Origin of the sequence: Microbacterium sp. ANT_H45B (assembly GCF_008369345.1) — a bacterium.
Taxonomy (GTDB): Bacteria; Actinomycetota; Actinomycetes; order Actinomycetales; family Microbacteriaceae; genus Microbacterium.
On sequence record NZ_VOBK01000003.1, the window covers coordinates 695,067 to 711,120 of the forward strand.

8 protein-coding genes are annotated in these 16,054 nt (G+C 69.9%); all 8 read right to left on the reverse strand.

The window, feature by feature from the left end; all coding sequences use genetic code 11:
• Nucleotides 1-138: 138 nt before the first annotated feature.
• The 8 genes from FQ142_RS15355 to FQ142_RS15390 all read right to left on the reverse strand — a co-directional run bounded on the left by FQ142_RS15355 (nucleotide 139) and on the right by FQ142_RS15390 (nucleotide 16,052).
• Entirely contained in the window at nucleotides 139-708 is a 570-nt protein-coding gene (locus FQ142_RS15355) for a DNA-3-methyladenine glycosylase I (protein WP_149423987.1), read from the reverse strand.
• A complete protein-coding gene (locus tag FQ142_RS15360) occupies nucleotides 705-2,465 on the reverse strand; it encodes an HNH endonuclease signature motif containing protein (RefSeq protein WP_149423988.1) in 1,761 nt (586 codons plus the stop codon). Before FQ142_RS15360 ends, FQ142_RS15355 begins: the two co-directional genes overlap by 4 nt.
• Before the next feature lie 396 nt (nucleotides 2,466-2,861).
• Nucleotides 2,862-3,908 (reverse strand): NAD(P)-dependent alcohol dehydrogenase, encoded by a 1,047-nt coding sequence (locus FQ142_RS15365; protein ID WP_045255011.1) that lies wholly within the window; start codon nucleotides 3,906-3,908, stop codon nucleotides 2,862-2,864.
• 215 nt (nucleotides 3,909-4,123) lie between these two features.
• Nucleotides 4,124-6,193, reverse strand: coding sequence for an acyl-CoA dehydrogenase (locus tag FQ142_RS15370; RefSeq protein ID WP_149423989.1), 2,070 nt, complete (start codon nucleotides 6,191-6,193; stop codon nucleotides 4,124-4,126).
• 120 nt (nucleotides 6,194-6,313) lie between these two features.
• Nucleotides 6,314-7,561 carry an HTTM domain-containing protein gene (locus FQ142_RS15375; RefSeq protein ID WP_149423990.1) on the reverse strand — a complete coding sequence of 416 codons (1,248 nt, stop codon included), beginning with the start codon at nucleotides 7,559-7,561 and terminating at the stop codon, nucleotides 6,314-6,316.
• Nucleotides 7,558-8,370 carry a DUF5819 family protein gene (locus FQ142_RS15380; protein ID WP_149423991.1) on the reverse strand — a complete coding sequence of 271 codons (813 nt, stop codon included), beginning with the start codon at nucleotides 8,368-8,370 and terminating at the stop codon, nucleotides 7,558-7,560. The genes FQ142_RS15375 and FQ142_RS15380 overlap by 4 nt, the downstream gene beginning before the upstream one ends.
• An 83-nt stretch (nucleotides 8,371-8,453) precedes the next feature.
• Complete coding sequence (locus FQ142_RS15385; protein WP_149423992.1) at nucleotides 8,454-13,958, reverse strand: choice-of-anchor G family protein; 5,505 nt, start codon at nucleotides 13,956-13,958, stop codon at nucleotides 8,454-8,456.
• A 333-nt stretch (nucleotides 13,959-14,291) separates the two neighbouring features.
• On the reverse strand, nucleotides 14,292-16,052 hold the full coding sequence (locus FQ142_RS15390; protein ID WP_188042452.1) for a glycoside hydrolase family 3 protein: 1,761 nt from the start codon (nucleotides 16,050-16,052) through the stop codon (nucleotides 14,292-14,294).
• Nucleotides 16,053-16,054 lie beyond the last annotated feature (2 nt).

Genomic DNA, 16,054 nt, shown 5'->3' on the forward strand with positions numbered 1-16,054 from the left:
GAGTGCGCGCATCCCCCCATCGGATCATAGTCGAGGGGCCGTTCGCACGCCTCTGTGACCTTCGCGCGAGCGGCATGCGCCGAGCGCTGATCATGACCGCGCGTCACGCCCCGATCATGCCCGCGCGTCACGCCCCGGTCATGCCCGCCAGCATCCCTCCACATGGTCGTCGACCATTCCGCTCGACTGCATGAGGGCGTACATGGTGGTGGGTCCGACGAAGCGGAAGCCGCGGCGACGCAGCTCCTTGCTCATGGCGGTGGATTCGGGAGTGACGGGGGGAACGTCCGACAGGGTCTTCGGCCGGGCGCCCGAGGGGTGCGGCGCGAACGACCACATGAGTCGGTCGAGTTCTCCTTCGGCCATGGTGCGCACGATCTGGGCATTGCCGATGGTCGCCAGCACCTTGGCCCGGTTGCGGATGATGCCGGCATCGCCCATGAGCCGCTCGACATCGGAGTCGTCGAACTCCGCCACCGTATCGACGTCGAAGCCGGCGAAGACCTGGCGGAAGCGAGGACGCTTGCGCAGGATGGTGATCCACGAGAGGCCCGCCTGGAACCCCTCGAGCGACATCTTCTCGAACAGCGGGCGGTCGCCGTGCAGCGGCGTTCCCCACTCTTCGTCGTGGTAGCGGACGTACTCGGGGTCGTCTCCCACCCAGGCACAGCGAGCGCGGCCATCGGGTGCGGTGATCAGGGAGGTCATGCGCTCACGCTATCGGCGACGGCGGACATGTCGCGGGCACGCTCTGGCCTGCCCGCATCCTCCGGCGCATCGTCCCGCTCCGGCGCACCGACCCGCTCCAAAGTACTGACCCGCTCCAAAGCACTGACCCGTCCCAGAGCACCGTCCGGTTCCGGCGCACTGTCCCGCTGCGATCTACCGACTCGTCGCCGGACGCGGAGTGCTGCCTGCGCGCTGAGTCTCGGGGTGCGCCATCGTTGGTCGGGATCCCACCATTCCGGCCCCCGCACCTGCGGGACGCCGTCATGCATCCGGATCTCCCACCCGGAGGTGCCGAGGGACCGGTGATGCCACCAGCACAACGGCACACCGTTGTCCGTATGCGTCGCACCGCCTTTCGCATGCTCGGTGACGTGATGGATCTCGCACCACGATGCGGGCACATGACATCCGGGAATCAGGCACTCCTTGTCGCGGGCGATGATCGCCCGCCGTTGGTGCACGGTGAAGACCCGGTCCGTGGTCGTGATCGCGACGACCCGCCCCTCGTCCATCAGGACGCGCTGAATCGCGCCGTGGCACCCTGCCTGCGCCGCGACGGACACGGGGAGGTGCGCACCGGATCCCGGAATCGTTGCCCATCCACCGTTCCCGGCGCCCTCGGCACGACCGCTGGTGCCGACCGGGACGACATCCGGCGCATGAGGGGCGACACCGGCGGCATGGGCGGCGACAACAGCGGCGTGCGCAGCGAGGTCGTTCGCCTCGACCATGACGACCAGAACCGGAGAAGCCCCACCGAGAGTGGGCATGTCTCTGTGCCGGGCCGCGATGCCGAGAGCGGCCGCGAGCGCATCGTGCCGCTTCTGTGCAGCGGTGCGGTCGTCGAGCACCGCCCTTGGGTCGGAGTTGAAGGGATCGTCGTCGCCCGCACCCGCCGGGCTCTCGTCGGCCGTGAAGCGGACGCCGGGCAGAGGTGCGCCGTCGACTTTCGGATTGAGGATCGCATCGAGGATGAGCTGCAGCTGTGCCCCGGCATCCGGTGTCAGGTAGCCGCGGATCGCGTGCATTCCGTCGTGCAGACGACCCAACGTGATGCCCCGCCGTCGGCACGCTTCGTCGTCCTTGGGCTCTTCACCGTCGGGATCGAACATCGACGCCAGATCCTGCGCCAGATAGGACAGATCCTGCGCGGTCGGCGCCGGACCTGTGGCGTCGGAGCCGTCGTCGAAGCGCCGGCTCTCGTCATCGGCGGGGTCGGGAGGGAGGTCGTCATCATCGGTGGAATCGAGACCGTATCCGCGCGCGGCACCCGCCAGGGCGATGTCCGTCGCGAGGCGCTGATCGATCGTGAGGCGATCCCACACGTGCTCGATCGGCCCCGACGCCGCGAGGAAGCCGGTCACTCCGATCGCACCGTCGAGCAGCGCCGAGCGCAGCTCCGGCCAGCGCGCGGGCATCCTCTCCCCCGCCAGACTCAGCGGCCTGCGCACTCGTTCGACGACCCTGTCGACGCGGACCGCTGCTCGCGCATCGATGCGCAGGGTGCGCTGCAGCAGTTCGTTCATCCCACGGCACCCCGCCGCGTGCGGAAGGTCGCCCAGGTCACCCGAGGCGATCGTCTCGACGACCACCGCCTCCGCCCGACGGAACACCGCTCCCGCTACCTGCAGAACCGTGACTCTCTGCGGATCGCTCAGCGCTGCCAGCCCGTCGTCAGACAGCACCGTGTCGAGGTCGGCGAGGACCCGGTCCAGGAGCTCTGCGGTGCTGGTCATGAGCTCAGTCAACTCGGGGCCACCGACATCCGCAGCCCGGAAGGGCGACCGAATACCCCCGGTCAGAAGCAGTATTTCGATCTCTCGGAACAGCGCACGGTCGCGACAGCGAACCGGAGGCTCGGCCGGCCGCCGCGCATAGAACGGCGCACGGTCGCGACACCGAACTGGAAGCTACCGGCTTCGCACCCAGGCCGCACCGGCCATACGCAGATCCGGCGCCGCACACAAGCCCGGCGGCCATACACAGATCGCCGCCGCCTGCAGACCCGCCGACACACCCCCCAGTCGCCACACACAGGCCCGCCACACAGGCCCGGCCGCTACACAGACCCACCGCCTCACACAGAGATGGCCCCCGCTCACCGAGCGGGGGCCAACGGGAAGGCGCTGCGGTCAGTCCGCGAACGTCGAGGCGTCGATCACGAAGCGGTAGCGCACGTCGGAGGCGAGCACGCGGTCGTACGCCTCGTTGATCTGCGCGGCGGTGATGACCTCGATCTCCGAGGCGATGCCGTGCTCGGCACAGAAGTCGAGCATCTCCTGCGTCTCGCGGATGCCGCCGATGTTGGAGCCGGCGAGCGAACGGCGACCGCCGATCAGCGACATCACCTGCACGGGCAGAGGTTCGGCGGGCGCCCCCACGCAGACCATCGAGCCGCCCACATCGAGCAGCCCGAGGTAGGCGCGCAGGTCGACGACCGCGCTCACGGTGTTGAGGATCACGTCGAACGAGCCGCCCAGCGACGCGAAGGTCTCGGGGTCGCTCGTCGCGTAGTAGTGGTCGGCGCCGAGGCGCAGTCCGTCATCCTTCTTGTTCAGGGTCTGCGACAGCACCGTCACCTCGGCGCCCAGGGCATGGGCGATCTGCACGGCCATGTGGCCGAGACCGCCGAGACCCACGACGGCGACGCGCGAGCCGGGTCCGACGTTCCAGTGACGAAGCGGGGAGTAGGTCGTGATGCCCGCGCAGAGCAGCGGAGCGGCGACATCGAGCGCGAGAGCGTCGGGGATGCGGACGGCGAACGACTCGGTCACGACGACCTGCTCCGAGTAGCCGCCCTGCGTGATCGAGCCGTCACGATCGGTGCTGCCGTAGGTGAAGACGGCGCCGCGGGAGCAGAACTGCTCGTCGCCGCGCTCGCAGTTGCGGCACTCGCCGCAGGAGTTGACGAGGCATCCCACGCCGACGCGGTCGCCGACGGAGTGCCTGGTCACGTCGGAGCCGACAGCGGCGACGGTTCCCGCGATCTCGTGACCAGGTGCGAGCGGATAGCTCTGCGGACCCCAGTCGCCGCGGACCGTATGGATGTCGGAGTGGCAGATGCCGGCGAAGGCGATGTCGATCAGGATGTCGTGGGCACCGAGCTCCCTCCTCTCGATGACGGTCTTCTCGAGCGGTGCGGCTTCGCTGGGTGCGGCGTAAGCGTGGACACGGGTCATCATGGGCTCCTCGGGTGGATTCGGGTAGAACCCGTCGACCTTACGGGCCGAACCTGTGTCGATCCCGACGTGGGTATCGGTACCGTGGTGCTACGGCTCCGGAGGGACTCCCGTGCGCGATTCCGCACGAACATCAGCCCCGGATGCAGGAACGACCCCGCACACGAGGTGCGGGGCCGTTCCTGCTGAATTGTGAACGCGCTCCTGGCCCGAGGTCAGCGCCTGGCGTTCTTCTTCAGCGTCTTCTCCAGCACCGGAGCCTCGCCGGATGCCGCGAGCGCGGCGTAGTACTCACGCGCCTCGTCCTGGCGCCGGCGCTCGGCACCCGAGGCGATCGGTGCGCGCACGTGCTCCGGCTCGTAGCCGAACGCGTCGACGAGGTCGAGAGCGTGCGGACGCAGGCGCGTGCACAGGCGGTCGATGTAGCGGGAGACCGCGGCGGCACGCTGCGTCGACAGCCGACCGTTGATGAGGTGCCAGGCGAGGTGCTTCTCGATGAGCTGCAGCCCGAACAGATCGCGCAGCCAGGTGAGCACCTTCTTGGTGTCGGCATCCTCGATGCGCCGCAGGGCGTCGGTGAACGCCTCCCACTGCAGCAGCTCCCCGTGGGCCCGCGCCGCCTCGATCAGCTCGGCCTGGTTCTCGTTGAACAGCCGCTCACCCAGCGCCTTGTCCTTGCCCGCAGGGCGCAGCCGGCCGGCGATGTCGGCCACCATCTGCTGCACGCGCTCAGCGAGCAGCTGATGCTGCTGCTCCTCGCGCAGCCCGTTCTCGACCGACCGCGAGACCTGCCCGAGGTCGACGACCGACTGCCCGAACTGGCGGAGACCGGCGCCGTGGAACAGCTTGCCCGCGGTCATCCCGACGGCGAACTTGGCCAGGGCAGCGGCATCCTTGCCGGTGAACTGCCGGGCGTAGTCGGTCAGCAGACGCTTGCCGACCAGCTGCAGGAGCACGTTGTTGTCACCCTCGAACGTCACGTAGATGTCGAGGTCGGCGCGGAGTCCGACGAGGCGGTTCTCGAACATGAAGCCGGCACCGCCGCAGGCCTCGCGCGCCTCCTGCAGCGTGTCGAGGGCATGCCAGGTCGACAGCGGCTTGAGGGCTGCGGCGAGCGTCTCGAGATCCTCGCGGTCCTCGGGGGTGTCGATGCGGCCCGAGAACACGCCGTCGAACTTCTGCAGGAACTCGTCGTGCGCGAAGATCTGCGCGTAGGTCGTCGCCAGACGCGGGAACAGGCGGCGCTGGTGCTTGCCGTAGTCGAGCAGCACGACCTCCTGCCCGTCGGCGCCGTCGAACTGACGACGCTGGGTGGCGTAGGTGATCGCGATGTCCAGTCCGAGAGCAGAGGCCCAGCAGGCCGCACCGTCCAGCGACACCCGTCCCTGCACCAGCGTGCCCAGCATCGTGAAGAAGCGGCGACCTGGACTGTCGATCGCGCTCGAGTACGTGCCGTCGGCAGCCACGTCACCGTACTTGTTCAGCAGGTTCGTGCGGGGGATGCGGATGTGGTCGAAGCTCAGGCGTCCGTTGTCGATGCCGTTGAGGCCGCCCTTGAGGCCGTCGTCCTCGCGCCCGATGCCGGGGAGGTCGTTGCCGTCGTCACCGCGAAGCGGCACGTAGAAGCAGTGCACGCCGTGGTTGACGCCGTTCGTGATCAGCTGCGCGAACACGGTCGCGGCGATGCCGTGCAGCGCCGCGTTGCCGAGGTACTCCTTCGTGGCACCTCGGAAGGGGGTGTTGATCACGAACTCCTCGGTCGCGGGGTCGTACGTCGCGGTCGTCCCCACCGCGGCGACATCGGATCCGTGGCCGATCTCGGTCATCGCGAACGCGCCAGGGATCGAGAGATCCATGACACCGGGCAGCCACTTCGCGTGGTGATCGGCCGTGCCGAGCTGCAGGATGGCCGAACCGAAGAGCCCCCACTGCACGCCCGACTTGATCTGCAGGCTGGGGTCGGCGACGACGAGCTCCTCGAAGCCCGCGATGTTGCCGCCGTTGTTCTCCTCGCCGCCCAGCGCCTTGGGGAACGCGCGGTGCACGGCCTTCTTCTCCACCAGAAGGTGCAGCTGACCGAGCACACGCTCGCGGTGCTCGTCCTTGCCCAGTGCGTCGTCGCGCCAGAACGCCGAGTCCTTGATCATCTCTCGCGCCTCGCGGCGGGTGTCCGCCCAGGTGCCCATCAGCAGATCGGTGACACGGGCGACGTCGATCCGCAGATTCGCGTCGCTGGTGCGGGAATGAGGGCGGGTCGTCTTCGGACGGACGGCGGCGTCGACCATGAGCGTTCCTCTCAGAGGGAAGTAGGGGTGCCTCCATGGTAGGTCTGCGACAACATCCGAAGAAGTCGCCTGTACCCATCCTCCAAGCCGTACCGATCCTGTGGACCGACACGATTGTGGTCAGCCCACAGATGCTCCGGGTGGAGGCGAGGTCCTCGTCTGCTCCCATCTCCGCCGGGTGCCCGAGCTCAGGCGCGCCCAAGTGCGGTCGCGGATGAAGATCGAGTCGATCGCGATCATCGTCAGCGAGAACCACGGCAGCCCCATGAGCACGCCGATGCCGACGTGGAAGGAGAGGATGCCGACGAGCCCGATCAGACGCGTCGGTCGGGTCAGCAGCATGAGCGGGAAGGCCACCTGCAGGATGATCGACCCCCAGGTCGCCGCGACGACCATCGGTCCCCAGGACGTCACGAGGTCGCTGAGCACCGGCCAGGTGCCGAACCGCGCGGTCTGCAGCGGGTTGTAGACCGCGTACCCCTCTTCCCACGGAGCGCCGCCCGCCTTGTACAGCGCGCCCGAGGCGTACACGAAGCACACCTGCGCGGTGAGGGCGACGAGGGCGAGGTTGTGGAACACCGTGCCCAGCAGCGCCGGCTGACTGTTCGGCCTGAACCACTCGCCGCTCTTCGCCCGGCGCTTCGCATCCAGCGACCACCGCGCGGCGGGATCGGCGAAGAACAGCAGCAGCAGCGCGATGCGGAACATGTTGTCGCCCTGGTCGCCGACCATGTCGTTGGCCTCGACGAAGCCGATCCACAGGCAGAAGAAGACCGGCAGCACGATGCGGAACCGCCAGCCCAGCACGAACAGCACCGCGAGCACGCCGAGCAGCAGATACAGCGCGGTATAGAGGACGTCGTTGCCCATCGCCGCGTGGAACGCGCTGAACACCCAGATCTTCGGGAACTCGCTCACGGGGTCGGCGAGCTCGCCGTTCCAGGCCGATCCCGATCCGAACGTGTAGAGACGCGTGCCGAAGTTCGCGGCGAGCAGGCCGAGCGCGGTGACGCCGAACAGGATGCGGGTGACGGCGAGCCCGTACAGGGCCTTCTTGCCGGAGAAGAGCCAGTCGCCGATGAAGGCCGAGATGCGATCGATGGCCGAGAGCACCATCGCCCAGAGTCCGGCGATCATCGACGAGGCGAAGCTCAGCAGGCGGGTGAGGAAGGACCGGGGCGGCGTTCCGTCCGGAGCGCCGGACGGCGACGGGGCCGTCGGCTCGGGAGCCGTCGGGGCGGGGGCGGGAGCGACGGGCGCGGTCGCGGGCGCGGTGATCGTGGCCCGCGTCGATGCCGCCCCCTTCGTCGCCGGCGCCTTCTTCTTCGTCTTCGCCGTGGAGGACGCGGTCCTGGTCGGTGCGCTCACGGCTGGGTCCTCTCGAACTGGCTGCGGAAGGTGTTCGCGAAGTTCTCGCGGCTTTGCCCTTCCTCTTCTATAGGGAGTCGCCACCCGGTGGTCGAGAACGTCGGATCCGGTCGCTGGGCGCCCGGGTCGTTGCGATCCGCGTACGGGACGACGTTCTGGCGGCTCACCCGGTACTGCACCTTGATCACGGCATCCGCGCCCCAGATCGCGTAGGCGACCTGGGTGGCGTAGGCGGTGGAGAGGTGTTCCTCGGCCATGTACGCCTCGGTCGACGGGTTGTCGCCCTCGAGCTCGTCGAAGGAACGGACCATCCACTCCTCCCCGTCACCCTCGGCGAAGTCGAGCGCGACGACGGCCTTCTGATCGGCATTCAGCTTGTTGAAGGCGTTCATCTGACCGCTGGCGACCTCGCTCGACTGGATGCCGGCGCGGGGCGGGAAGAGGTTGTACCGGATCATCGAGAGCTCGACGTCGGTCGCACTCACCCAGCCGGTCTCGACCTGCTCGCCGTCCTTCTCGATGACGGCTCGGACGTTGAAGTGGTAGTCGCCGTTGATCGGCTCGGGGGCGAAGACGCTCCACGACTGACCGAACATCGGCAGCATGTACCCGGACAGCACCTGCTGCGTCGGGATCTCCCGCAGCGCCGAGTACGGCGCGATCCACAGGAACGACGCTCCCACGTGCCACAGTGTCAGCAGACAGGCCGCGAAGGCTATGAGCTTGACCCACCAGGTCGGCCGCGGTCGCGCGGCGACCTGGTCGATCCGATCCGCCGCCTCGTGTTCCATCGATGAGATACCCGACATCGTGCCATCCACATCTCTCTCGTCACCGAGGGTCGGGGTCGTCGCTCCGACGACCCCGACCTCTCCGTGCTCCGCGCTGCGATCTACTCCGTCTGGACCATCGGCCTGCGCGAGCGCGCGATGCGCGTCGCCCCCAGGCCGAGCATCAGCAGCAGCGCCGCCAGTGCGATCCATCCGCCCTGGATCTCGCCACCCGTGGTGGCCAGGCCCGAGGCGACGACCCGGAAGTCGGCCGAGACGCTGCCGGAGCTCGCTCCGGTCAGGGTCACGACGTGCGTCCCGAGGTCCGTCGAGGACGGGACCTTCCAGGTGAAGGTGACCGTGCCCTGCGCATCGGCGACCTGGGTCCCCAGTGCGATCGGGTCGGACGTCATCACACCGGTGACGGTCTCGCCGGGCTGGAACCCGGTGCCCACCGCGGTCTGCAGCGCTCCGCGCTCCAGCACCGGGACCTTGATCGTGATGGCGATCCGTCCGGTCGGATCCGCTGCCGCATCCGCCGAGGCGGACGCCGCTGCCGTGGCGTCCGCAGAAGCGGATGCCGTGGCCGTCGCGGACGCATCGGCCGCCGCGGAGGCGGAGGCCGTCGCGGACGACGAGGCGTTGGCCGCTGCGGCCGCCGACGCGTTCGGGTCGGCATCGGCCGAAGCCGAGGCGTTCGCCGCGCTCGTCGAGGTCGCATCGGTCTGCGCCGCCGCCTGGGCTGCGGCCGCCGACGAGGCGTTCGCATCCGTGGTGGCCGTGGTCGAGGCATCGGTCGATGCATCGTCCGTCGCTGCGGCGGCCGCCGAGGCGTCTGCCGTCACGTCGGCCGCCGCCGAGGCGGTGCTGGTCGCGTCGGCGAGTGCCGCAGCGACCGCCGCCGCCTCCACCGAGGCGTTGCTGTCGTCGTCGGCCTGCGCCGATGCCGATGCGGATGCCGAGGCGTTGGTGTTGACCTCGGCAGACGGGTCGGCCGCCGCAGAGGCGTCCGCCGAGGCGACCGCATCCGAGGAGGCGTCGGTCGACGCGTCGGCGATCGCCGCCGCGCTCGCGTTCGATGCCGCACTCGTGCTCGCGTCCGACGCCGCCGAGGCCTCAGCCGCGGTGTCCGTCGACGCATCCGCCAGCGCCGCCGCCTGCGCCGCGATCGCCGCACCGGCGTTCGCCTCGGAGGTGGCGTCCGCGGTGGCAGCCGTCGACGCCGTCGCCGTCGCCGCCGACTCCGCCGCGGCCTGCGCTGCCGGGTCGGCCGCTGCCGAACCCTCGGCCGTGGCGTCCGCGAAGGCCGCAGCCTGGGCCGCCGACTCTGCGATCGCATCGGTCGAGGCGTCGGCGTTCGCCGACGCGGATGCCGAGGCCGCCGCGTTGGTGTTGGCCGAGGCCTCGGAAGAGGCGTTGGTCGACGAATCCGCCGTCGCCGCCGACTCCGACGATGCCGCCGAGTTCGCATCCGCCGCCGTGGAGGCATCCGCGTTCACGTCGTCCGACGCGTCCGCCTGCGCCGCCGCCTGCGCCGCGACCGCCGCCGAAGCGTTGGCCGTGGAGGTGGAGGTCGTCGACGCATCCGTCGAGGCCGCCGTGAGTGCCGCGGCCTCTGCCGCCGACTCCGCACTGGCATCCGCCGCCGCAGAGGCGACCGCTGTCGCATCCGAGAACGCCGCAGACTCCGCCGCCGCCTGCGCCGACGGGTCGCCGTCTGCGGTCGCGTCGGCCGATGCGGATGCCGAGGCCGCCGCGTTGGTGTTGGCCGAGGCCTCGGAAGAGGCGTTGGTCGACGAATCCGCCGTCGCCGCCGACTCCGACGACGCCGCCGAGTTCGCATCCGCCGCCGTGGAGGCATCCGCATTCACGTCGTCCGACGCATCCGCCTGAGCCGCCGCCTGCGCCGCGACCGCCGCCGAAGCGTTGGCCGTGGAGGTGACGTCGGTGGATGCGGTGGTCGAGGCGTCCGTCGTCGCCGCGGCCTGGGCCGCAGACGTCGCGTCGATCGTCGCCGCCGCGGAGGCATCCGACGTCGCATCGGCGAGAGCGGCAGCCTCTGCCGCCGCCTGCGCCGACGGGTCGCCGTCTGCGGTCGCGTCAGCCGATGCGGATGCCGAGGCCGCCGCGTTCGTGTTGACGTCGCCCGGGTCACCCGCGGTCACCTCGGTGGTGTCCGTGGCGCTGAACGCACCCGACGTGGCCGTGATCGTGTAGCCCGTGCCCGGAACCGTGTCGGCGGGAACGGGGTAGTTCACCGTGAACGCCCCGAATCCGTCGGTCGTCGCGATCACCGGACCACCGACGTCCGCGCCACCGCCCGGTGCCGTGAGCTGCAGCGACACCGAGGAGTTCACGGGCCACCCCGTACCGGTCACGGCGAGGTTCGTGCCCGCGGGAACCGATGCGGCCGCATCCACGACGACAGGAGCCGCCGTGACCTCGGTCGTGTCGGTCGCCGTCTGCGCACCCACGCTCGCCGTCACGGTGTAGCCCGTGCCTGCGGGAGTGCCGGCAGGAACCGGGTACTGCAGCGCGAAGCCGCCGAGCCCACCCGTCGTCACCACCTGCGGGGTGCCGATCAGCGCGCCACCCGGCGCGGTCAGCTGCACCGTGACATCGGTGTTCGCCGGCCAGTTGGTACCGGAGACCGCGAGGTTCGTTCCCGCCTCGACGGTCGCCGCCGCGTCGACCGTCGCCGCGGCCGTGACCTCGGTCGTGTCGGTCGCGGTCTGACCGCCGACGGTGGCCGTCACGGTGTAGCCCGTGGCGGGCGCGGTGTTCGCGGGAACCGGATAGTCCGCCGTGAAGCCTCCCGAGCCGTCGGTGGTCACCACCAGCGGACCGCCGACGTTCGCGCCTCCGCCGGGGGCGGTCAGCTGCACCGTCACATCGGTGTTCGCCGGCCAGCCGGTTCCGGTGATCGGAAGGCTCGCGCCCGCCTGCACCGTGTCGGCGGCGTCGACCGCAGCCGCGGCCGTCACCTCGGTCGTGTCAGTCGCCGTCTGGGTGCCCACGGTCGCCGTGACCGTGTATCCCGTGCCGGGGACTGCCCCACCGGGGACCGGGTAGTCCAGCGTGAAGCCGCCGGTTCCGTCCGTCGTCACCGTCTCCGGGCCGCCGACGTTGCCGCCGCCCGGTGCGGTCAGCTGCACCGTGACGTCGGTGTTCGCCGGCCAGCCGGTGCCTGTGAGGGGAAGGCTGGTTCCTGCCTGCACGGTGTCCGCGGCGTCCACTGCCGCGGCGGCCGTGACCTCCGTCGTGTCGATCGCCGTGACCGCACCCGCGGTCGCCGTGACCGTGTACGCGGTGCCGGGAACCGCCGAAGCGGGCACGGGGTAGTCCAGTGTGAACTCGCCGGCGCCGTTCGTGGTCGCCGTCTCAGGACCGCCGACGTTCGCGCCGCCACCGGGAGCGGTCAGCTGCACCGACACCAGGGTGTTCGCGGGCCAGGTCGTTCCCGAGACCGCGAGGTTCGTTCCGGCCTGCACCGTCGCCGCGGCATCGATCGCCGCGACCGGAGCATCCGTCACCTCGGTCGTGTCCGTCGCCGTCAGAGTGCCGACGGTGGCCGTGACCGTGTAGCCGGCCGCCGCAGGAGTTCCTGCGGGTACGGGGTAGTCGAGCGTGAACGAGCCGGAGCCGTCGGTGGTGACGGGTTCGGGACCGCCGATGTTCGCGCCCCCGCCTGGGGCCGTGAGCTGCACCGAGACCTGCGTGTTCGCGGGCCAGTTCGTTCCGGAGACGAGAAGGTCGGTGCCTGCCTGCACAGCGGGTGCCGCGTCGATCGCCGCCGCTGCGGTGACCTCGGTCGTGTCGGTAGCGGTGCTCGTGCCGTCCGTGGCGGTGACGGTGAAGCCGGCACCGGGGGTCGTCCCCACGGGGATGGGGACGGATCCTGTGAAGCCCCCCGCTCCGTCGGTCGTCAGCGTGACCGGACCTGCGACCGCGCCGCCGCCCGGGGCGGTGACCGTCACGGCCACGTCGGTGTTCGCGGGCCAGCCGGAGCCGGTCACGGGAAGGGCGGTGCCCGCCTGCACGGTGGGCGCCGCGTCGACCGTCGGGACGACTGCCGCGAGGGCGTTGGGCCCCGCCTGCGCGTGTGCGAGGACGATGGTTCCGACTCCGCCGGTTCCGAGCACATCACCCACGGTGAGGACGAACGCCTCCTGGCTGTAGATCGGACCGTTGTCCGGCTGCACGTTGCCGCGCAGTGAGACCACGCCGTTCAGGAGCCCGACCACCGGGTCGAGCGCCGTGACGATCGAGGTCACGGCGGTGGTCACCGTCGGGATCACCGTCGCGATCACGCCGGTCGGTCCGAACAGGGTGGTGTTGAGCGGCCCGGTCAGCGCACCGAGGAGCGTTCCGACGGGGACGGCGACCTGCGCGCCTGCGACCTTGAGCGCCACGGTCGCCGACGCGGTGCCCGCGACGACGCTGCCCAGCGTCTGGTTGACCACTGAGACCTGCAGGCCGGTGCCGACGTCGACGACGGGCACCGTGCAGGTCGGGCCCGTGCCGACGACGCAGGCGGCGACGTTCACGTTCAGTGTCGCGGCGTTGAGCGTCGAGGTGAGCGCGGTCTGGACGAGCGTGGGAACCGTCTCGAGGACGTTGCCCACGCGGGTGATGAGGTTGTTCAGCACCGCGGTCGAGAGCACCTCCTCGTTGACTCCGAGCCCGTTGAGGCCGTGGCCGGTCGTGTCGGCGAGCAGGGCGTCGAGGTCTGCCCCGACGGCACCCGTGCGCAGATTGACCGTGATCACGCCGTCGCCGACGGGAGTGTCGAGCACGGTGTTGAGCGCGCCGGCGACATCGGTGGTGATCGCGATGTCGATACCGCTGCCGCCGAGGATCGGCGCGAGCACCGGGTTCAGACCTGCCAGCGCCCCGGCGAGCAGCCCGTTAGGGCCGGCCAGGGTCGCCACGGCAGAGTCGACCGTCGAGGCCACACCACCGGGACCGGTGAGCGTCGTCGCCAGACCGCCGACCGCGGGCAGCGTCAGCTGCAGGTCTCCGCCGGCGACGTTGTAGTCGCGTGCGACGACGCCGGTGCCGTCGAGGGACACCTCGGAGCTGATCGCCTCGAGCGAGATGTCGAGGTCGGCGACCGCTGCGGTGACGGTGGAGCCGAGCAGACCCTGGAGGTTCAGCGAGGCGTTCGCGGGATACGCGCCGCCGCCTGTGGTGTCGACGACACCGCTGTCGTTCACGGCACCGGTCGCGGCGCGGGAGACGCCCGCATCCGACGACTGCGAGTACTGGTTCACGGCGCCGAGCTGGAGGAAACCGCTGAGCGGCACGCTGAGGCCACCCGGGATCTCGAGGTTCAGAGCATTCAACGCCGTCAGATCGAGCGAGCCCGTGTCGGTGTCGGGCGTCGGAACGCCGTTGTTGCTCGTCTCCACACCGCCGAGCGAGACCACGTCGTCGAGCGGCACTCCCCCGAGCAGGAGGCTCCCGCTCAGGAATCGTGAGCTCGAGGCGGACTCGTCGCCAGGAGCGGCATTCGCCGCTGTGGGTATCAGTGCACTCGCCAGGATCACGGCGCCGACGGTCACGCCGGCGATGCCTCCCCCGATGGCCCTGCGTCGCCGCAGAGCCTTCCCCTCAAGAATTTCCATTCGCCTCTCCCGTGATGCAGATGTTCCGCTTCACAAGGCCCTCCCCAGGCGTCGACAGGTGTCGACCGAGCGCATGTCCAGACAGTATTGCGGCAAGTCTCGGGTTAAGTCCAGAAATCGTCCAGTGAATGTTCGGCTAGCGTCATATTGGGAGACGTTCATACACGTCTTGCGAGAACCGCTCCACAGGTTGCCCTTCAGGCGCGACGCTCGAAGACGAATCGCCACGGGAGAGAGAGACCCCGCCGGCACGAAAAACCGCCCCGCAGGTGGAACCTGCGGGGCGGTCGTCGCATGTTGCCGGACGGTGCCGGTGACGGAGCGGAGCGCTCGTCAGAGGGTGAGACCGTGACCGAATCGGAAGAGCGGATCGGCGGTGTCGAACGGCACATCGGGTCGCGATCGCTCGACCGCCGACATCGAGCGCGGGAGGTCGAAGGGCAAGGCACCGCGCGCAGGCACCACCCCGGTCAGGACATCGAGAAGCGCGGCGCCGGACGCCCCCCAGTTCACCGTGACCGCGGCCGCGGCGTCGACGATCGGCTGCAGGATCGGGGGACGATCCGCGAGCACGTCCACGACGGTCGGCACGGCGGCGGCGATCTCGCCCACGTGGGCGACGACCTCCTCCGCGAACTCGAGAGAGCCGGCGTGGAAGAAGTTCTCGAACGTGGTCGCTCGCTGCTCGAACGGGGCCTGCAGCCGGATGATCGCAAGATCCGCCTCCGCGGGACTCGCCACGACCTCGCCGTAGGCAGCCGCGACGTCGGCCTCGATGCCCTCGACGTACAGACGCAGTCCGGCTGCGAACGGCAGAGCGCCCCGGTTCGTGAGCACTGTCACCGACGCCCGCTGGGCGGCCTCCCCTGCCGCGCGGAACTCGGCTCGCCCCACGACCTCGTCGGCCGCATCCTCATCGACGAACGGGTCCTCGAAGAGACCGAGCTCGAACTTCTCGCGGAGGATCCGTCGGGCCGAGACGTCCAGCCGCTCCTCGGTCACCGAGCCGTCGGCGACGAGCTCGAGCAGCAGCTCAGGGCAGTCCTCGCCACCGAACTGGTCGACGCCCGCGTCGATCACCTTGAGCATCCGCTCCCGCGGCGTCAGGTCCTCGACCCCCCACGCCCTGGCAGGGAACGGCTGGCCGAAGATCTCCGCGTCGTTGATCAGCCCCCAGTCGGTGCACACCAGTCCGTCGAAGCCGAACCGCTCGCGGAGCAGTCCCGTGATCACCGACCTGTTGAAGCCGAATCCGACCTCCTCGAACTCGGTGCCGACGGGCATGCCGTAGTAGGGCATCATCTGCCGCGTACCGGCCGCGAGGGCGTCCTCGAACGGCTTCAGGTGCAGCTCGAACCGACCACCCGGATAGACCTGCTCCCGGCCGTACGGGAAGTGCGGATCCTCTCCGTCCTTCTGCGGTCCCCCACCCGGGAAATGCTTCGTCATGGTCGACACGGATCCCGGTCCGAAGGACTCGCCCTGGAAGCCTCGGATATATGCCGCCCCGAGAATACCGGCCAGCTCGGCATCCTCTCCGAAGGTCGCGGTCTGCCGCGCCCAGCGCGGCTCGGTCGCGAGATCCACCTGCGGGTGCAGGGCGACACGGAGCCCGACAGTCGTATATTCCTGTCGAGCGATATCAGCGAACCTCTGCACCAGATCGGGGTCTCTGGTCGCCGCGAGCCCGAGTGTCTCCGGCCACTGCGAGAAGGGACCGGCGAGGATCGAGGCACCGGGGTTCTCGCTGAACGAGTGCCGTGGATCCGTCGACAGCGTCACCGGGATCCCGAGCCGGGTGCTCGCGGCGAGCCGCTGCAGGGCGTTCTGCCACGCGGCGATCTCCCGGCCGGTCGGCGCCGCACCCAGCAGGTTGAAGTGGGTCATGTTCTTGACGTGCACGAACTCGCGTGCGCTCGGGGTCGCGAAGACGGGGTTCGTCTCGTCGAGATCGCCGATGGCGATCATGGTGTGGAAGAAGAGGCCCGCCTTCTCCTCGACCGTCATCTCCTCGAGGAGGAGCTGCACCCGCTCGTCGACCGGGAGACTCGCGTCGAGCCAGGGGCGAGCGGTGATCGCATCGGCCGCGGCCATGG